The organism is Bradyrhizobium viridifuturi, assembly GCF_001238275.1.
In the GTDB taxonomy this organism is placed as follows: Bacteria; Pseudomonadota; Alphaproteobacteria; order Rhizobiales; family Xanthobacteraceae; genus Bradyrhizobium; species Bradyrhizobium viridifuturi.
Window position 1 is genome coordinate 125,351 of the sequence record NZ_LGTB01000012.1, and the last position, 18,370, is coordinate 143,720.

At 65.0% G+C, this 18,370-nt stretch carries 15 protein-coding genes and 3 pseudogenes; 7 read left to right on the forward strand and 11 right to left on the reverse strand.

Annotated elements, in window-relative coordinates:
• Nucleotides 1–75 precede the first annotated feature (75 nt).
• Nucleotides 76–1,547, reverse strand: a pseudogene (locus tag ALC15_RS13200) (protein adenylyltransferase SelO).
• Between the two features lie 196 nt (nucleotides 1,548–1,743).
• On the opposite strand from ALC15_RS13200, the gene aspS reads away from it, so the two are divergent.
• Nucleotides 1,744–3,516, forward strand: a complete 1,773-nt coding sequence (aspS, locus tag ALC15_RS13205; protein WP_050627586.1) for an aspartate--tRNA ligase — start codon at nucleotides 1,744–1,746, stop codon at nucleotides 3,514–3,516.
• 84 nt (nucleotides 3,517–3,600) lie between these two features.
• On the opposite strand, the gene ALC15_RS13210 is transcribed toward aspS, so the two are convergent.
• Nucleotides 3,601–5,613, reverse strand: a complete 2,013-nt coding sequence (locus ALC15_RS13210; RefSeq protein ID WP_050627587.1) for a hypothetical protein — start codon at nucleotides 5,611–5,613, stop codon at nucleotides 3,601–3,603.
• 223 nt (nucleotides 5,614–5,836) lie between these two features.
• On the opposite strand from ALC15_RS13210, the gene ALC15_RS13215 reads away from it, so the two are divergent.
• A complete protein-coding gene (locus ALC15_RS13215) occupies nucleotides 5,837–8,146 on the forward strand; it encodes an NADP-dependent malic enzyme (protein WP_050627588.1) in 2,310 nt (769 codons plus the stop codon).
• Nucleotides 8,147–8,302: 156 nt separating this feature from the next.
• Nucleotides 8,303–8,755, forward strand: coding sequence for a DoxX family protein (locus tag ALC15_RS13220; protein WP_050627589.1), 453 nt, complete (start codon nucleotides 8,303–8,305; stop codon nucleotides 8,753–8,755).
• 91 nt (nucleotides 8,756–8,846) lie between these two features.
• On the opposite strand, the gene ALC15_RS13225 is transcribed toward ALC15_RS13220, so the two are convergent.
• From ALC15_RS13225 to ALC15_RS13245, 5 genes and pseudogenes are all read right to left on the reverse strand, one after another.
• Nucleotides 8,847–9,287, reverse strand: coding sequence for a hypothetical protein (locus ALC15_RS13225; protein WP_128089512.1), 441 nt, complete (start codon nucleotides 9,285–9,287; stop codon nucleotides 8,847–8,849).
• A 5-nt stretch (nucleotides 9,288–9,292) separates the two neighbouring features.
• Nucleotides 9,293–9,850 carry a dihydrofolate reductase family protein gene (locus ALC15_RS13230; protein ID WP_050627591.1) on the reverse strand — a complete coding sequence of 186 codons (558 nt, stop codon included), beginning with the start codon at nucleotides 9,848–9,850 and terminating at the stop codon, nucleotides 9,293–9,295.
• A 20-nt stretch (nucleotides 9,851–9,870) separates the two neighbouring features.
• A pseudogene (locus tag ALC15_RS13235) lies at nucleotides 9,871–10,859 on the reverse strand (polysaccharide deacetylase family protein).
• 163 nt (nucleotides 10,860–11,022) lie between these two features.
• Nucleotides 11,023–11,592, reverse strand: coding sequence for a glutathione peroxidase (locus ALC15_RS13240; protein ID WP_050627636.1), 570 nt, complete (start codon nucleotides 11,590–11,592; stop codon nucleotides 11,023–11,025).
• A gap of 82 nt (nucleotides 11,593–11,674) precedes the next feature.
• The gene (locus ALC15_RS13245; protein ID WP_050627592.1) at nucleotides 11,675–13,429 is read right to left on the reverse strand and encodes a L,D-transpeptidase; all 1,755 of its coding nucleotides are present in this window, start codon (nucleotides 13,427–13,429) and stop codon (nucleotides 11,675–11,677) included.
• A gap of 292 nt (nucleotides 13,430–13,721) precedes the next feature.
• Between ALC15_RS13245 and ALC15_RS13250 the strand changes: the two genes are divergently transcribed.
• Nucleotides 13,722–14,225 carry a CreA family protein gene (locus tag ALC15_RS13250; protein ID WP_050627593.1) on the forward strand — a complete coding sequence of 168 codons (504 nt, stop codon included), beginning with the start codon at nucleotides 13,722–13,724 and terminating at the stop codon, nucleotides 14,223–14,225.
• Nucleotides 14,226–14,268: 43 nt separating this feature from the next.
• Here ALC15_RS13250 and ALC15_RS13255 read toward each other — a convergent pair whose 3' ends face one another.
• A complete protein-coding gene (locus ALC15_RS13255) occupies nucleotides 14,269–14,496 on the reverse strand; it encodes a hypothetical protein (protein ID WP_050627594.1) in 228 nt (75 codons plus the stop codon).
• A gap of 439 nt (nucleotides 14,497–14,935) precedes the next feature.
• Here ALC15_RS13255 and ALC15_RS44810 point away from each other — a divergent pair, with 439 nt between their 5' ends.
• The gene (locus tag ALC15_RS44810; RefSeq protein ID WP_021079698.1) at nucleotides 14,936–15,094 is read left to right on the forward strand and encodes a hypothetical protein; all 159 of its coding nucleotides are present in this window, start codon (nucleotides 14,936–14,938) and stop codon (nucleotides 15,092–15,094) included.
• A gap of 141 nt (nucleotides 15,095–15,235) precedes the next feature.
• On the forward strand, nucleotides 15,236–15,541 hold the full coding sequence (locus tag ALC15_RS13260; RefSeq protein ID WP_050425068.1) for a hypothetical protein: 306 nt from the start codon (nucleotides 15,236–15,238) through the stop codon (nucleotides 15,539–15,541).
• A gap of 50 nt (nucleotides 15,542–15,591) precedes the next feature.
• On the opposite strand, the gene ALC15_RS13265 is transcribed toward ALC15_RS13260, so the two are convergent.
• The 3 genes and pseudogenes from ALC15_RS13265 to pdxR all read right to left on the reverse strand — a co-directional run bounded on the left by ALC15_RS13265 (nucleotide 15,592) and on the right by pdxR (nucleotide 17,560).
• Nucleotides 15,592–15,837 (reverse strand): DUF6719 family protein, encoded by a 246-nt coding sequence (locus ALC15_RS13265; protein ID WP_050627637.1) that lies wholly within the window; start codon nucleotides 15,835–15,837, stop codon nucleotides 15,592–15,594.
• Between the two features lie 11 nt (nucleotides 15,838–15,848).
• Complete coding sequence (locus tag ALC15_RS44815; RefSeq protein ID WP_021079695.1) at nucleotides 15,849–15,998, reverse strand: hypothetical protein; 150 nt, start codon at nucleotides 15,996–15,998, stop codon at nucleotides 15,849–15,851.
• 48 nt (nucleotides 15,999–16,046) lie between these two features.
• Nucleotides 16,047–17,560, reverse strand: a pseudogene (pdxR, locus tag ALC15_RS13270) (MocR-like pyridoxine biosynthesis transcription factor PdxR).
• Nucleotides 17,561–17,633: 73 nt separating this feature from the next.
• On the opposite strand from pdxR, the gene ALC15_RS13275 reads away from it, so the two are divergent.
• Nucleotides 17,634–18,359, forward strand: coding sequence for a pyridoxamine 5'-phosphate oxidase family protein (locus ALC15_RS13275; protein ID WP_050627595.1), 726 nt, complete (start codon nucleotides 17,634–17,636; stop codon nucleotides 18,357–18,359).
• Nucleotides 18,360–18,370: the final 11 nt, after the last annotated feature.

An 18,370-nucleotide genomic window follows, 5' to 3' on the forward strand; every position in this document is an offset into this window, starting at 1 on the left:
GCCACGCGGTTGTAATTGATGGGTTTCGCTGCGCTCTACCCATCCTACGAAACTACTCGCAATGACGCCGGTGCCTCACGTCCCGCAGAACGTCTGCGTCACCATCTGCTCGGGCAGCGGTGGATCGGCGTAGGAGGTGAACTGCGGCTGGTCCTCGAACGGCTTTGCCAGCACCGTCAGCAACTCCTCGAACGGCGCGTAATCGTCGTTGTTGACGGCTGCCTGGATCACCGCCTCGATGCGGTGGTTGCGCGGGATGAAGGCCGGGTTGACGGCAGCCATCGCGGCCTTGCGCTCGGCTGCGCTCTGCGGCTCCAGCGCGAGGCGCGTGCGCCAGCGGGCGGCCCATTCGTCGAACGCGGCTGGATCGGTGAACTGGGCGCGGACATCGGCGGCGTCATCGGCCGCAGCGTTGCCGAGATGCCGGAAGGTCAGCGTGAAGTCAGCCGCGTTCCTGGCCATCGCGTCGAGCAGGTCCTGGATCAGCGCCTCGTCGCCGTCGCGCGCGGTGAACAGGCCGATCTTGGCGCGCAGCCCGGCCTGATAGGCCGCGGTGAATTTTTCGGGGAATTCGCCGAGGATCACTTGCGCCTGCTCGATCGCCTTCTCCTGCTCGCTGTCGAACAGCGGCAGCAGGCATTCGGCGAGCCGGGTCAGATTCCACAGCGCGATGCGCGGCTGGTTGGCATAGGCGTAGCGGCCCATCTCGTCGATCGAGGAGAACACCTGTGCCGGATTGTAGGCGTCGAGGAAGGCGCAGGGGCCGTAGTCGATGGTCTCGCCCGAGATCGAGGTGTTGTCGGTGTTCATCACGCCGTGGATGAAGCCGACCAGCAGCCAGCGCGCGACCAGCGCGGCTTGCCGCGCCACGACGCCGGCGAGCAGCGCGTGATAGGGCTGCGCGGCATCCCTGAGCTCGGGGTAGTGCCTCGCAATGACGTGATCGGCGAGCGCGCGTACGCCGTCGGTGTCGCCGCGGGCGGCGAAGAACTGGAAGGTGCCGACGCGGATGTGGCTCGAGGCGACGCGGGTCAGCACCGCGCCCGGCAGCGCGGTCTCGCGCATCACCGGCTCGCCGGTGACGACGGCGGCGAGCGAGCGGGTGGTCGGGATGCCCAGGGCGAACATCGCCTCGCTGACGATGTATTCGCGCAAGACCGGACCAAGCGCGGCGCGGCCGTCGCCGCGGCGGGAGAACGGGGTCGGGCCTGATCCCTTGAGCTGGATGTCGCGGCGGACACCGTTTTTGTCGATGACCTCGCCGAGCAGGATGGCGCGACCGTCGCCGAGCTGGGGAACAAAGTGTCCGAACTGGTGGCCGGCATAGGCCATGGCGATCGGGTCGGCGCCCTCGGGCAGCCGCTTGCCGGCGAGGATTTCGGCGCCTTCGGGCGTTGATAACAGGTCCGGGTCCAGCCCGAGCTGGACCGCCAGCGGCCGGTTCAGCTTGATCAGGCGGGGGGCGGCCACGGGGGTCGCGCGACGCGGGCAAAAAAGTTCGCCGGCAGCGCCGAATAGGTGTTCTGGAACGGGAAATGGACGGTCATATCGGAAAGATAGGCCGGCGGGCCGAATAGGCAAACGATTGGCGGCGTCGATGCCGAAAATCTGCGGTTTGCCCCGAAAAGGCGGCGTTCCATTGGTTGCCGCACCCGGCCTCGTCGGGTAAACCCTCCGCAACTTCGGACGGGGCATTTTGGCCCTGTCGCGATTCGACCCTCCGACATCAGTTTTGGAACGAAAATGCATCGCTACCGGTCACACACATGCGGCGCGCTCCGTGAGAGCGATATCGACCAGACGGCCCGGCTGTCAGGCTGGGTCCACCGGGTCCGCGACCATGGCGGCGTGTTGTTCGTCGATTTGCGCGACCATTACGGCATCACGCAGTGCGTGGCCGATCCGGACTCGCCGGCGTTCGCCGAGGTCGAGAAGTTCCGCTCGGAGTGGGTGGTGCGGATCGACGGCAAGGTGCGCCGCCGTCCCGCCGGCACCGACAATCCGGAACTGCCGACCGGCACGGTCGAGGTCTACATCAAGGAGATCGAGGTGCTTGGCCCGGCGGCCGAGTTGCCGCTGCCGGTGTTCGGCGAGCAGGAATATCCCGAGGACATCAGGCTGAAGTACCGCTTCCTCGACCTGCGTCGCGACAAGCTGCACCAGAACATCATGACCCGCGGCGCGATCGTCGATTCGATCCGCAGGCGGATGAAGGGGCAGGGCTTCTTCGAATTCCAGACCCCGATCCTGTCGGCGTCCTCGCCGGAAGGCGCGCGCGACTTCCTGGTGCCCTCGCGCATCCATCCCGGCAAGTTCTACGCGCTGCCGCAGGCGCCGCAGCAGTACAAGCAGCTCTTGATGATGTCGGGCTTCGACCGCTACTTCCAGATCGCGCCGTGTTTCCGCGACGAGGACCCGCGCGCCGACCGCCTGCCGGAGTTCTACCAGCTCGACGTCGAGATGAGCTTCGTCACCCAAGACGACGTGTTCGCGGCGCTGGAGCCGGTCATCACCGGCGTGTTCGAGGAATTCGCCAATGGCAAGCCGGTCACGAAAAACTGGCCGCGGATTCCGTTCGCCGAGGCGGTGCGCAAATACGGCTCCGACAAGCCGGACCTGCGCAACCCCATCGTGATGCAGGAGGTCTCCGAGCATTTCCGGGGCTCCGGCTTCAAGGTGTTCGCGCGGATGCTGGAGGACCCGAAGAACCAGGTCTGGGGAATCCCGGGCAAGGGCGGCGGGTCGCGGGCGTTCTGCGACCGCATGAACTCCTGGGCGCAGGGCGAAGGCCAGCCCGGCCTCGGCTACATCATGTGGCGCGAGGGCGGCGAGGGCGCGGGCCCGCTCGCCAACAACATCGGCCCGGAGCGCACCGCTACGATCCGCGACCAGCTCGGCCTGAAGGAAGGCGATGCCGCGTTCTTCGTCGCCGGCGATCCCGAGAAGTTCTGGAAGTTCGCCGGCCTCGCGCGCAACAAGCTCGGCGAGGAACTGAACCTGATCGACAAGGATCGGTTCGAATTCGCCTGGATCGTCGACTTCCCGATGTACGAGTATGACGAGGAGAACAAGAAGGTCGACTTCTCGCACAACCCGTTCTCGATGCCGCAGGGTGGTCTCGAGGCGCTGCAGTCGCAGGACCCGCTCACGATCAAGGCGTTCCAGTACGACATCGCCTGCAACGGCTACGAGATGGCGTCCGGCGGCATCCGCAACCACAAGCCGGAAGCGATGGTGAAGGCGTTCGAGATCGCGGGCTACGGCGAGCAGGAGGTCATCGACCGGTTCGGCGGCATGTACCGTGCGTTCCAGTACGGCGCGCCGCCGCATGGCGGCATGGCGGCCGGTATCGAGCGCATCACGATGCTGCTCTGCGGCACCAACAATCTGCGTGAGATCTCGCTGTTCCCGATGAATCAGCAGTACGTGGACTTGCTGATGGGCGCGCCGTCTGAGGCGACGCCGAAGCAGCTCAAGGAGCTGCACATCCGGCCCAACCCGCCGGCGAAGAGCTAGCCTCTGAAGTCACCTCTCCACGCCCTTGTGGAGAGAGGTGACGCGAAGCTCTCTCCGGAAGAACGGGGAGAGCGAGAAGCCACATCACAGCCCCGTCGACGCCTCGATCTTGAATTGCGCCAGCGCCGATTGCGGATCGGTCTTGAGCAGTTGCATCAATTGAAGCACCGGCGCTTTCGCGCGCGGGGTCAGCCTGATGACCAGCGTCTGCCCCGGCGTCTCGATGAACTGGCTGACCGCGGTGACGAGGGCTGCCGCATCCGGATTGCCTCCGCCGATCGCGTCGTCCTGTGCCTTGATGCTATCAAGGATGGCTTTGCGCGCCTCGTCACGGCCGACGTTCTGGCTGCGTGCGAACTGCGCGATCGCGAGATCGATGACGCCGAGATCGTGGATGGTCAGCTCGATCACGCCGGCCTCGATCTGCGCCGCGGCGCCGATGGATTCCGCGGCGCTGGTCGAAAACGCCTCGCGCGGCACGTTGCCGAGCGTGAGCTTCGCCGATGCCTTCAACAGGCCCGCCATGTCGAGCTTGACCGGCTCAAGCGCGAAGGCGCGCGACGCCTCCGTCCAGGCCGCGCCGAGATCGGCATCGACGGCCATCCGGTCTATTCCGGCGGCGACCAGCGCCTGCTGCTGCGGATCGGCGGCATCCAGCGGTGCCGCCATTTTCGCGATCAGGTGCAGCTTGCTCGGGATCGGCCCGACGAACTGACCCCAGTCGAGGCTGAAGACGTCGATGTTGACCGGCTTGCCGGTGGCCTTGTAGGGCGACGTGACACCCTTGACCTCAACACCCTCGATCATCGGAAATAGCGCCAGCGCCTGTTCAGGCGACGGTTTCTGCCCGGCGAACTGTGCCGACAGCCGCATGAGGCTCGCGACGTCGAGCGCCTTCAGCGCGAAGCGTCCGACCTTGAAGGGACCGTTCGGCGCATTGCCGTCAAGTCCCTCGACCGCGAGCTCGCCGATCTTGCCGTGTTCGAAGTTGAACCGCATCGAGGACAGCTTGAGTGGGCCCTTCGGTGTCTCAATCAAGAGCCCATGCATCTCGGCATTCCCGATGCCGGCGCCCGAATAGAGGCTGGAAATCTTCTCCAGCAGTTCGCGCGCCTGGGCCGGAGACGGCGGCGGGCTTCCCGGTGGCGGGATCATGGCCAGCAGCGCCGGCAGTTGCATCCGTGACGGGTTTATCCTGACATCGTCGATCGCCACGCCATCGATCCGCATGTTCAAGCCGGGCATGGCTGTGGCGGCATCAGGCGTCACGCTGATCACATAGGGACCGGCCGAAACATGTCCTTGAACCCGGTAGTCCCTGTCGTCGTTGGCCTTGGCCGGATCGAACATCGCCGCCATCGCGCCGACGTCGATATCGGTCGCGACGATATTGGCGAGGTCGCCGGTCATCTTGACCGGCTTGCCTGCGGCCTGCTGGTTGATCGTGAACGTCATCTTGCCGGTCTTGCTCGACCCGATCTTTCCGTCCTTGATGTTTTCGATGGCAAGGCCGGAGTAATCGAACGTGCCGCCGGCGCCGTCGCCCGCACGTGCGGCCGCACTGAACGTCATCGCTCCAGTCAGGTTGGGCGCGCTCACGGATGAGGCGTTGATGCTCGCAAGCTGCCCCAATCCAAACCGGTACAACTCGAGGATCGACGACGAGGCCGGGAGCTGCGGCAGGCCGGCGGGACCGGAATAGTCCTTCACGGTGATCCGCGGCGCCTTGTAGCTCAGCGAGGCGATCGTCGGCGTCGGGTTCGCCACGCCGATCTCGATATCGCTGAATTCGACATTGCCGGCGGAGATCCGCGCGGCGTCCGGCTGACCGAGGCCGGTCATCGTGAGGCTGGCAATCTTGACGCTGACCGGGGATTGCGTCCCCGACTCGGTGGCGATGTCCGAAATCGTCAGGGTGCGGCTCTTGGTGTCGAAGGCGATCTTGCCGTGGCTCGCCTTGGCACCGGCGGCACGGACCTGCTCGAAGGCGGCCTCGACGTCGCGCGTGACCCGGCGCTGGGCATAGAGGTCGAAACCGAAGTAGCCGCCGGCCGCGATGACTGCGACGGCGATCAGGCCGAGCAGAATTTTCTTCATTCGGTCAACTCCGGATCATCAAGGGGAAAAAATTGCCAAGCCGTGGCCGGTCGGTGCAGCATCGGCGGATTGGGCCGTCCAGGCCTGTTGACGGGGATATTATCGGATGTTGCATCCAAGCGGCCGGACATGCTTCACATCCAGCTCGATTTGCCGGACAACTGACTTTTGCCTGGATTAGCACAGAAACAAGAAATTTGGGCCGGAAACGCGGGGAGCACGCATGTCGTCATCGTCTGAAGAACTCCATAACGCCGCGCTCGCCTATCACCGGCTGCCGCGCCCGGGGAAGCTCGAGATCCAGGCGATCAAGCCGCTGGCCAACCAGCGCGACTTGGCGCTGGCCTATTCGCCGGGCGTTGCCGCCGCCTGCACCGAGATCGCCAAGAACCCGGCCGAGGCGGCGACGCTGACGGCCCGCGCCAATCTCGTCGCGGTGGTCTCGAACGGCACCGCGGTGCTCGGCCTCGGCAATATCGGCCCGCTGGCCTCCAAGCCCGTCATGGAAGGCAAGGCGGTGCTGTTCAAGAAGTTCGCCGGCATTGACGTGTTCGACATCGAGATCAAGGCCGACACGATCGAACGCGTGGTCGAGACCGTCGCCGCGCTGGAGCCGACCTTCGGCGGCATCAATCTGGAGGACATCCGCGGGCCGGAGTGCTTCGAGATCGAGAGCCAGCTCAAGGAGCGCATGAAGATCCCGGTGTTCCACGACGACCAGCACGGCACCGCGATCATCGTCGCCGCCGCGATCGTCAACGGACTGCTGCTCAACGGCAAGCAACTGAGCGACGTGAAGATCGTCTGCTCGGGCGCCGGTGCCGCCGCGATCGCGACCCTCAACCTGCTGGTCTCGATGGGCGCGCAGCGCAAGAACATCTTTGTCTGCGACATCGACGGTGTCGTCTATGAGGGGCGTAACACCACGATGGATCGCTGGAAGACGGTCTATACCCAGAAGACCGACGCACGCGTGCTGGGCGACGTCATTCCCGGCGCGGACATCTTCATCGGACTGTCGGCGCCGGGCGTGCTCAAGCCCGAGATGGTCAAGCAGATGGGGGACAAGCCGCTGGTGATGGCGCTTGCTAATCCGGTGCCCGAGATCATGCCGGAAGAGGCGCGTGCGGCGCGTCCCGACGCGATGATCTGCACCGGACGTTCGGACTTCCCGAACCAGGTCAACAACGTGCTGTGCTTCCCCTTCATCTTCCGCGGCGCGCTCGACGTCGGCGCCACCGCGATCAACGAGGCGATGAAGCATGCCGCGGTGGATGCGATCGCGCAGCTCGCGCGCGATCCGCCGTCGGATGCGGTGGCCCATGGCCTCGAGACCGGCGAGACCCAGGGATTCGGCCCGGGCTCGCTGATCCCGAGCCCGTTCGATCCGCGCCTGATCCTGCGCATCGCCCCGGCGGTGGCCAAGGCGGCGATGGAGTCGGGCGTCGCGACGCGGCCGATCAAGAACTTCGACGAGTACTGCGCCGAACTGCAACGCTACTCGTTCCGCTCCGGCCTCACCATGAAGCCGGTGTTTGCCAAGGCGAAGACCCAGCCGGTGCGCGTGATCTACGCCGAAGGCGAGGATGAACGGGTGCTGCGCGCGACCCAGGTGGTGCTCGAGGAAAAGCTGGCGCGGCCGATCCTGGTCGGCCGTCCCTCGGTGGTCGAGACCAGGATCAAGCGCTTCGGCCTGTCGATCAAGGCCGGCCGCGATTTCGACCTGGTCAATCCCGAGGACGATCCGCGCTACCGCTCCTATGTGCAGTCCTATATCGACGTCGCCGGGCGCCGCGGGGTGACGCCGGAGGCGGCGCGGACCGTGGTCCGTACCAACAACACGGTGATCGCGGCGCTAGCGGTGTCGCGCGGCGAGGCCGACGCTATGCTGTGCGGCGTCGAGGGCCGCTACATGAGCCATCTGCGCCATGTCCGCGAGATCATCGGCTTCCTGCCGGGGGTCAGCGACTACGCCGCGCTGGCGCTGATGATCACCTCGACCGGCGCCCATTTCATCGCCGATACCCAGGTGCGGCCGAATCCGAGCGCTGAGGAACTTGCGGAAGTGGCCTCGCTCGCGGCGATCCACGTCCAGCGCTTCGCCTTCAAGCCGAAGGTCGCCTTCGTGTCACATTCCGACTTCGGCAGCTATGATACGGACTCCTCGCGCAAGATGCGGCGGGCCACCCAGCTGTTGAAGGACAAGCATCCGGAGATCGAGGCCGACGGCGAAATGCAGGGCGACACCGCGCTGTCGGCCGCGGCGCGGCGCATGGTGCTGCCGCAGTCGCGGCTGGAAGGCGAGGCCAACATTCTGATCATGCCGACCCTCGACGCGGCCAACATCGCCTATCAGATGATCAAATCGCTGGCCAACGCGTTGCCGGTGGGGCCGATCCTGATCGGTCCGGCTCGCCCGGCGCATATCCTCACCCCCGGTGTGACGGCGCGTGGCATCCTCAACATGACCGCGGTCGCCGCGGTCGAGGCCCAGGAGCGGGCCGGCCGCGCGCAACCGACGCTGTTCGGCTGACGGGCGTTGTTTGAGCACGTTATGTTCGGAAAACCGCAGCGCGGTTTTCTGCACGGTGCCCGAGCCGAGATGGATTCGATTTGATCGAAGCAGGCGGAGCGACCATAATCGCTGCGCCTGCTTCGTCCGATTTCTGCCATCCAGTGAGGCCGACCCATGCCAGCGTTCATCACCTTCGGACGGATTCTGTTTGCCGTGCTGTTCCTCTATTCGGGAGCGAGCAAGCTGTTCGGCATCCAGGCCACCGCGGATGTGATCGCGGCGAAGCTGACGATCCCGGCCATCGCCGCGCCGTATACGCAGCAGATCGAAACCTTCGTCGGCATGCCGTTCATGCAGCTCTTGGCGATCGTGGTCGGTGGCTTCGAGATCCTCGCCGGGCTGATGATCGCGGTGAACGTGCTGGCGCGGTTCTTCGCGCTGCTCTTGATCGTCTATGTGTGCGTCGTCACCTTCTACTTCCATGATTTCTGGAATCAGCCGGCGCCCGACAATCTCAGGACCCTGATCGACGCGCTGAAGAACCTGTCGCTGATCGGCGCGCTGTTCATCATCGCCGGCTACGGCCGCGGTCCGCGCCGGGACGATCCGGCGTATGGTGACGTATAGGGGGCGGCGGCGGACCGCACGACGGCCTACGATGCGTTAACGCGTCCGACGCGTTGTCGGCATGTCACGCACTCATGCGCCGCTGTGAAGTTCAGAAAAATGGTCCCCACATAGGTACGCTCTCAAACCTTTCAAGCCGGACCGTTTTCCCGCCAGCTGATGACGTATCGGTGCCAAGTCTCATGATATCTCGGTCTTTGGTATCGACGCGCAGCTCGAGTTCGCCTGGACAGTCTTTGGATGAATCGATCTCCAGGGCGAACGGAATGGGAAGCCTCTTGCTCGTGTTGGGAACCACGAAGGACTGAAAACGCCTCTCTGAGCCTGTCGGGCTCTCCGGCGTCATTTCGACGAGGTAGAAGTAGAGGAATTCTCCGACATCGGCCTTGCGGTCGCCGGGCGCTTGCACGAGTTCGCCGCGCAGAGTGGTCTTGCAGGCGCCGACTGCGCTGGTTGTGACCAGCGACGCCAGCGCCATGCCAGCAACTACCTTCGCGAGGGAAGTCATGACGCTGTTCGTGGCAAGCTGCACGGGATCTATACGCTCCGCCGCCACGGCGTGACGCTGACATCCTGCGCCGGGTCGATCAGCTGCGGCGCGCCGGCGTGAAGGCCGTGCGCTGACAGCACCTGCTGCGGGGTGCGGGCAGGCACGCCGGGAAAGCACGGCTCGCCGTCGGGGATGCGCACCTTCGAGGCGACCGAGAGCCAGAACGTGTCATAGCGATCCATGAACATGCCGAACACGCCGGGACCGCCGATGATCGCGACCATGCCGGAGGTCACGCCGGCCTCGCGGCGCGCCGTGTCGAACGGGCAGCCGGTTGGGTTCCACAGCAGCGCCTTCGGATTGTCAGGGTCGGGCGCGAGGGCCGCGACCTTGCCGGTCAGGATCAGGCGGCGGCGCTTCGGCGCGTTCGGCTGCTCTTCCTGGGAGTGACGGCCGTGCACGACGAGATCGGCGCTGTCGAGCGCTGCGGTGAAGAATTTCTTGTCGCCTTCGATCTTGAGATCGTCCGGCATCACGTTGCGTGCATTCGCCAGCCGGCCATCGGCCGAGACGATGACGAAACCCTCGATACGCAACTCAGACACCAGGACGATCGCCGGCGCTTTTACTGATCGACGGTGGTGACGACGCTGTTGACCGGGCGCGAGCTCACGGTCGGCAGCTTGACGTCCTTGGCGAGCTCCTGCTCGTATTGCGGCAGCACGGTCGCCGGGAATTTGGCGCGCATGGCGACCACCTTGTAGCCGCCGGCCTTGAGCTGCGTCAGCAGCGTCGGCAGGGCTTCCGCGGTGTGCTTCTGGAAGTCGTGCATCAGGATGATGCCCTTGCCGAGCTTGGCGAGCTTCTTCATTACGGTGTCGATCACCTGCTGCGAGTTCTTCGACTTGAAGTCGAAGGAGTCGAGATCGCAGGAGAAGATCGCAATGTTGCGGTTGCCGAGATAGGTGACCATTTCCGGCGGATGCTGCAACGCCGGGAAGCGGAAGAACGGCGAGGGGGAGGTTTCGAGCGCCCATTTGACCGCGGCGAAGCCGCGCTCGATCTCGTCCTTCTTCTGATCCTCGGTCAGCTTCTTGTTGTTCAGGTTCTCGTGCGACCAGGTGTGCGAACCGACGGTGTGGCCGGCGGCATAGACCTGACGCAGGATTTCGGGGTGATAGGTGGCGTGCTTGCCGATCGGGAAGAAGATGCCCGTGGTGCATTCATCCGCGAGCGCCTTCAGCACCGCCGGCGTGTTGCCCGGCCATGGACCGTCGTCGAAGGTCAGCACCACCTCATGGTCGCGCAGGAAGTCGAGCTGCTTGAAATGCTCGAAGCCGAAGCCCGGTCCGCCCGTGGTGTCGATCTCGACGGTGCGGGCGACGCCGAGCGCGTTCGGATTGGTGCAGGCGGCGCGTGCCGCTGCGCCGGTTGCTTCGGAGGCACTTGGGCAGCCGCTGCGGTGGGCGCAGGCGCCGCGGCTGGAGCTGCGGCGGCTGGAGCTGCCGCCGGCGCGGCAGGGGCGCCCTTGGCGGGCGGCGTCTGCGACCAAGCTGCGCTCGACGCGAGCAACGATACGGTCCCTGCGAAAATCAGACCTGCCGCAATGCGCATGGCGTGTTCCCTGCTGATCGCGCTCCCGGTACCGGCTTTGCCGCGACCGGGCCGCTTTCGCCCCAAACTCATCGTACCCTAGTCGCAGTGGCGGCGCCAAGGCAATGAACGTGGCGGGGCTGTGCCCGAAATCCCAGTTAATTCCGGGGATTATCGGTGCTTCTTAGGCCGCCGCCAAGGCCCGTGCGATCCCGGTCTTGATGCGGGTGTCGTCGGGAGTGACCGACTCAGGGAAGACGTCGGCGATATAGCCGTCGCGGCCGATCAGGTATTTGTGGAAATTCCAGCGCGGCACGTCCTTCGGCCGTGCCTCCGCCGCCCACCGGTAGAACGGATGCGCGCCCGCGCCCCGGACCACCGCTTTCGCTGCGATTGGGAAGGTGACGCCGTATTGATGCTGCGCGGTCTCGGCGATCTCGGTCGGGCCGCCGGGTTCCTGGCCGCCGAAATCATTGGAGGGCACGCCGATGATGACGAAGCCGCGGTCGCGGAATTCGGTCCACAATTGCTGCAGGCCGGCATATTGCGGGGTGAAGCCACAGAGAGAGGCCGTGTTCACGATCATCAGGGGACGGCCGGCATAGTCGGCAAGGCGGATGTCGCCGCCACTGAGCGCCGGGAACGAGAAGGCGTAGGCGGTGATCCGGCTCATCGCGGGCTGCTCCGCATGCAGCGCACGGGAGCCAGCGGCCGCGGCCAAGGCTGCCACCATCAGTGTCCTGCGGTCCATCATGGTCTCGTCCCCGGAACAGATGCGGCTCGCATCATAATCCAGCGGGCAGGCGCAGGCTTTCAAGAAGGCGTTATAGAGGGGCTCAGCGCAGCGGCAGGATGAAGTCGGTGCCTTCGCCGGTCTCGCCCTGGTTGACGCCGAGGTCGGAGACGATGATCGATCCGCCGGTGCCGAGCGCCTCGTTGATCCGTGCCATCACGTCAGCCGGGATCGAGATGCGGTCGAGCGCCTCGGCGGGGCTGTTGGTCGCCGGCTGCGGCTTCATCTCGACCGGCGTTGCGGCCGCTACCTTGCGGCGATGCGAGGCGCGCTCCTCGACGTCGATGCGGGCAGCGTTGCGGGTCGGCAGCGTCACCACCGACCAGCGCAGCAGGTTGGCATCTGATTTGTCGGCTTCCGCGGTGAACACATGCGTGCCGAGCGGCCGGTCGCTGGCCGCGATTGTCACCGGCACGTCGAACAGCGGTGCAAAGTTCTGCCGCACGTACAGCTTGGAATCCTTGCGGCTGATGAACACCGCGATCTGGCCGGCGCGCTTCGACACGTCGATCTTGGCGATACCCGGCAACCGCGCCGGATCCTTGGCTACATCCTTGTTGGCGTCGGGCGCGTCCGCTGCGGTTGCTGCCTCGGCGGGCTTGTCGAGGGTCTTGACGGCATCCGTCGCCTTGGCGGCGTCCTTCGTGACATCAGCTTTGGCCGCATCGGTCTTCGTGTCGACCTTGGGCGCCTCGGCGACGGCTGGCCTTGCAGCATCCGCCTTCAGTTCGTCGGCCTTGGCTTCGGCCTTCACGGGGTCGTTGGCGGAGACCTCGGACTTCGGCGTGTCAGTGCTGCCAGTGGTTTCGCTGACCGCTCTCTCATCGGTCGCGGCGCTGCTGGCCGTGGAATTGGTTTCGGCCGGCTTGTCGGCCGCGGCGATCTCAGGCTTGGTCGGCTGTGATGGGTCGGCTGCAAGCTTGTCGGCGATGGGATCGCTCGCGGCGGAGGACGCATCGGACATCGTCACCGACGCGCTCGCGCCGCTGGCGTCGGCAGTGTGGGTGTTGTCGCGCAGTGACGCGGCGGCGGTATGTCCGACGCTGCTGCGCAAATCGAGTCCGGTCTGCGGTTTGTCCGCGCCCTTGTCGCTCTTCACGCCCAGCGGCGCATCCATCTTCAGAATCTCGTCGGCCACCGGCTGTTGCGGCGTAACCTTCTGCGTCACCAGGAGCGGGTGAGAGAAATTCTCCGGAGAGATCGTGCCGGGCGTGACGAATACGCGGGCGCCCATCCGGGTCCAGTTGTACATCTTGACCGCAAACGACATCGGCATGCGGATGCAGCCATGCGAGGCCGGGTAGCCGGGCAGCACACCGGCGTGCATCGCGATGCCCGACCAGGTGATGCGCTGCATGTACGGCATCGGCGCGCCGCTATAGATGTTGGACTGATGGTACTTCTGCTTCTGGATGACGCTGAAGACACCCATCGGGGTCGAGTGCCCCTTCATGCCTGTCGACACCGGGCTCTCTGCGTAGAGGCCGTTGGCGTCGTAGATGCTGACCCGCTGCTGGTCGATCGAGACCGAGATGATCAGGGGACCCTGTGGCTTGCTCCCGGCCTCCTTCGCGATCGCTGGATTCTTCTTGGCGAGATTGCGCTTCGGCTTCGGCCGAACCGGCTGCGGCATCGGCTCGACATCGGCGTAATAGGTGGAATCGCGGTTCCAGTAGAACAGCGCCGCGTCGGCCTGTGAGGAGGCGGCCACGGTGCCGGCCGCAGTCAGAATTGCAAACTGCCAGAACCGCCCATTCGCAGAATCAAAAATCGAAATCCGACGTCCGCTTGCGCGCATATTCCGAATCCCAGTCCAAACTATCTATTGGTTGTCGCAGACGCCGAACGCGTTCACCAGCGCAAGCGATCTAACCCTTCCGTGAGGGGCGGATTTTCGACGAAAGAGTAACAAAAAAGCCTCACAAGAGGTTAAAGCGCGGGGCGCGATCACCGAACTGTCAGCGCCTTCCTGTGTGGCGTTTGCGCACTACATAGGCGGGACCCACCCCGCGGAGACTTCAATGAGATCGAGAATTGTGAGCTTGTGTGACGCCCGACCGCTGTCTCGATGGGGGTGCGCCGCGCTGCTGATGTTGCTCACCTCATTGGCGACCCTGGGGCAGGCAACTTCTGCCGCTGCGGCGGACGAGCCGGACCTGATCTTCCGCCGCTCGACGGTGTTCAAATGGGTCAGCCCCAACGACAAGCTCGCGACCTATGGCGTTGACGACCCCGAGGTCGAGGGCGTCGCCTGTCACTTCACGGTGCCGGAGAAGGGTGGCTTCAAGGGTTGGCTTGGCCTTGCCGAGGAAGTCTCTGATATCTCGCTGGCGTGCCGGCAGATCGGCCCGATCCGCTTCAAGAACAAGCTTGGCCAGGGCGACGACATGTTCCGCCAGCGGAGGTCGCTGTTCTTCAAGAAGATGCAGATCGTGCGCGGCTGCGACGCCAAGCGCAACGTGCTGGTCTACATGGTCTATTCGGACAAGCTGATCGAGGGCTCGCCGAAGAACTCGACGTCATCGGTGCCGATCATGCCATGGGGCGCGGCCGATGCTGCCGCGGTGCAGAAGTGCGGCGAGTTCATTCAGTAGCGGGAGCAGGGGCTTGGCCGGGGCGGCTGAAGCAGCAGGCGAGCTAGCGCTTGGTTTGCCCGAACTGCTTCGTGCCAATGCTGAGGCCCGGCTTGAGCTTCGAGTCGCGGCAGCCGACGAGGCGGACCAGCTTCTGTGGTGCGCACTCATTGTCACCCATCACGTAAGCGCCCTGCTGCGGCATTGCGGCCGTCATCTGTTGCTGCTGGCCGGATTTGCGGGCCGCGGATTCATTGCCAACACCGATGTTGCCATTGCCCACGACTGACATCCTTCGTTGGATTGGATCTCAACAACCGTTGGATCGGGATCACGACAACGTGCCACCGCGGAGTTGGTTGCACGGCGCCCAGATGAGTCGGCCGAACCGTGGCCCGGTTCAAGCCGCCCCCTGCTGAACTGCTTCCTGTCTCAGCAGAGGAAAGTTAAGAAAGCGCGGTAGCCCACTCGGTTTGCAGGCATAATCGAGCCATCCACAGCCGAGCCGGTCGGACGCGCGAAATCTTGAGCAGGCCGCTTGCCACATCGTTGCCATTGAAAGCATTGGGTTTTTTCGCTCAATGTTTCGTGGGCTGCCGGCCGACGAAACAATTCTGATCGCGACGAAACCATTTTCAGCTTGTTCCGCAGAACTCCCGAAACGGCAGATCGTTATCAAACCGTCAACACAGCGGCGCCGAGCGCCGACCCGAAATGACGGAGACTGTCAGATGCGGACCATGAGCCTGATCCTCGCCTTCGCCTTTGTGATGGCCGGTTCGTCGATGGCCGGCACCCCGGACAACGGTTTGCCCGGCATCGGCACCTTCTCCTATAACGGCTCGCCGGTCGTCACCTCGGCCCCGATGGTGGTGGCGCAGGCCAACTGATCGCGACGCGAAAAACAGAAACGCCGGTAAAGGCTCCCCATGTTGCTCCGACTCTGTTCCGCCGCGATGCTCGCTTCGTTCGCCTTGATCGGCCCTTTGGCGGGTTCCGTGCAGGCCCAATCCCAACTTCCGCTCGAGTCGATGCAGATCCGGTCGCTGTACCGGGTGCCTGAGCCGCGCGACGAATTCGTGCGTCAGTGCGCGCCGCATATGCTCGGCCGCTGGGCACATCCCGAAGCCGTTTGCGGTTGCCTGCACGATCATGCCGCTGCGACGGTGGACGATCCCGATCTCCGCCAGGCGCTGCTGCGCGGGATCAGCGAGACCGGCGTTCCGACCATCGAGACTGATTGGGTGCCACCGTCCAAGCAGGGCGAGATCGGCCCGACCTTCACCAAGATCGCCAAGCCGACGCTGCAATGCATGTTCGAGCCGATCTCGAACTAGCAATCAGGTCAAAGCCGCGATGAAGGAAGCGCCTCGCGACAGCGGGGCGTTTATTTTTTGGCGAGCCGCGGCACGCAGCTGCGGGTACGCACTACGCCGTTCTCGCTCAGCTTGGAACCGACGACCTGCTTGATCTGCCCGGCGGGGCACGAGCCGTCATCGACGAAGACGCGTTGACCGACCCTGAGGTCGACGATGTCACCCTCGCGCATGAAGGACTGCTCTGCGGCAGCGGAGTGAACCATCGCGCCAAGCGCTGCGATGCTGACCAGTGCGACCAGTCCCATGCGCAACATCGCAGCCTCCTTCACTTGTTCTGGATCTTGAGCCCGTCGGGGCCGACATTGATCTGCAGGCCTTCGGGCTGTTTCTTCGCCTGGTAGAGGTTGTAGCCGAGCATGCCTGCGATCACGACCAGCGCGCCGATCACGAGATACAGGACGTTGCGATTGGGCATCCGGTATCTCCGTAAAGCGGACACTGACTCAACGAGCGGCGACCTTAGTCAGGTGGCTGCGATTCTCCTAGAGCGCGGTGGCTTGGCGGATGCCTTGACGGACATCTTGCGCGTCGCGCGCAGCGCGCTCAACGTTGTCTTCGCCAGTTGTTCCGCCGCCGCGACGAGTTGCGGAACCGGATGACCGGAGAATCCCAGCACGAAGCCGGGCAGCGGCCGCGCGCGATGATAAGTCTCGGCGAGCAACCAGCCGCCGACGCCGGCGGCCGTCTTCGCCTGCGCGGCAACCAACGGGTCGGTCGCGGGATCGAGCCGCGCCACGAGATGGAGGCCCTGCGACGGCACGGGAACCGTAAGCTCGCCCTCCGATGCAGTGGCAAGCGTCGCGGCCAGGACGTCGCGCGCCTCGCGATAGAGTTTTCGTGATTTGCGCAAGTTCGCGGTGAAGGCGCCGGAGTTCAGCATGTCGGCGACCGCGCCTTCCATCAACGTGCCGGGAAAGCGATCGAGCGCGGCGCGCGCTTCAGTCACCGGACCGATCAAGGCCTCGGGCAGGGCGCAGTAACCGATCCGCAATCCCGGAAACAGCGTCTTCGCAAACGTACCCATGTAGATCACGCGGCGCAGATGATCGATGCCGGCGAGCGACAGCAGCGGCGCGCCGTCGTAGCGGAACTCGCTGTCGTAATCGTCCTCGAACACGAAGGCGCCGGCATCCCGTGCCCAGTCGAGCAACTCGAGCCGCCGCGGCATCGACATCTGTACGCCGAGCGGAAACTGGTGCGATGGCGTGACATAGGCAGCGCGCGCTTGCGACCCGGCCGCGCGCCCCTTGTCGATGCGCATTCCGGAAGCGTCGACCGGCACCGACACCGGGCGATAGCCGCAATGCTCGATCGCACGCCGCGCCGCGGGATAGCCGGGATCCTCGCACCAGACCTGGTCGCCGGGCTTGAGGATGGTCCCGAGCACGATGCGCAGCGCGTGCAGCGTGCCCGACGCCAGCATGATCTGGTCGGGGTCGCAGCGCAGCCCGCGCGCCGAGAGCAGATGGTCCGATATCGCGGCGCGCAACTCGCCGCTGCCGCGGGGATCGCCGTAGTGCAGGTGCTCGGAGCCGAAGGCGCGCAGCCTGCGACCGGCAAAGGCGCGGAAGCGCTGCAGCGCGCGCTCATCGATATGGGTGCAGCCGAGCGAGAGCGCGCTGTGCTGCGGCGGCTCGATCTCGATCTTCGCGCGTCGCTGTGCGCCGGCCCGCGCCGGAATGCGCGCCGCGACGAAGGTGCCGGAGCCTGTGGTTGCCACTGCAAAGCCGTCGGCGATCAGCCGCTCATAGGCCGTGGTGACGGCATTGCGGCGAAAGCCGGTCTGCCTGGCGACGCCCGCGACGGCGGCAGCGGCTCGCCCGGCTTCACCAGGCCGCCGACGATGGTGTGGCACAGCGCCTGATAGAGCCGCTGCTGCGAGGCCGCGCCCGGCGTGACATGCGGGCCGGTGAGGTCGAGCGGCAGTTCGGGCTTGCGCGCCGCGGGCCTGCGGGAATTGGTCGGAATTTTTCGCATGGAATTGGTACTATCGCAGACCAAATGAACGGCTACAACTCTGGACGGATTCCAGATTTGACGAGGCTTAACCGTGACCGAAGGCGCATCCACTCCGTCCTATCCGCTGTCGTCCCGTAACCGGGTCAAGCGCCGCCATGACCGCGGCTTCTACGACCACGCCACCGTGCACAAGATCCTCGACGCCTCGATGCTGTGCCATGTCTCCTATGTGATCGACGGCCAGCCCTATTGCACGCCGACGTTCTTCTGGCGCGAAGGCACCAGGCTCTACTGGCACGGCTCGAGCGCGAGCCGGATGCTGGAGAACCAATCGGAAGGACAGCGGGTGTGCCTGACCGTCGCCCATCTCGACAGCCTGGTGCTGGCGCGCTGCGGCTTCAACCACTCGGCCGACTATCGCGCCGTGATGGCGTTCGGGTCGGCCTATCTCGTCACCGATCCCGCAGAGAAGGAGCGGGCCATCGTCGCGATGGTCGACCGCTTCTTTCCCGAGCGCACCGCGAGCCTGCGCGCCAGCAACAAGCAGGAGATCAAGGCGACCTCGTTCATCGCGATGGAGATCGAGGAGGCCTCGGCCAAGGTACGTGCCAAGGGCGTCGCCGATGACGACGAGGATTACGAGTTGCCGATCTACGCCGAGCGCATTCCGGTGCGCACCGTGCTCGGCGCGCCCGAACCGTGCCCGCGACTGCTCGACGGCGTGACGCGGCCGAAGACGCTCGATGGTTATTCCGAAGGCCGTCTGCTCGAAGATGCATTGCGGGATGCCTATTTTGCGCAATACCCCGCGGATTGAAATCAGGCTAC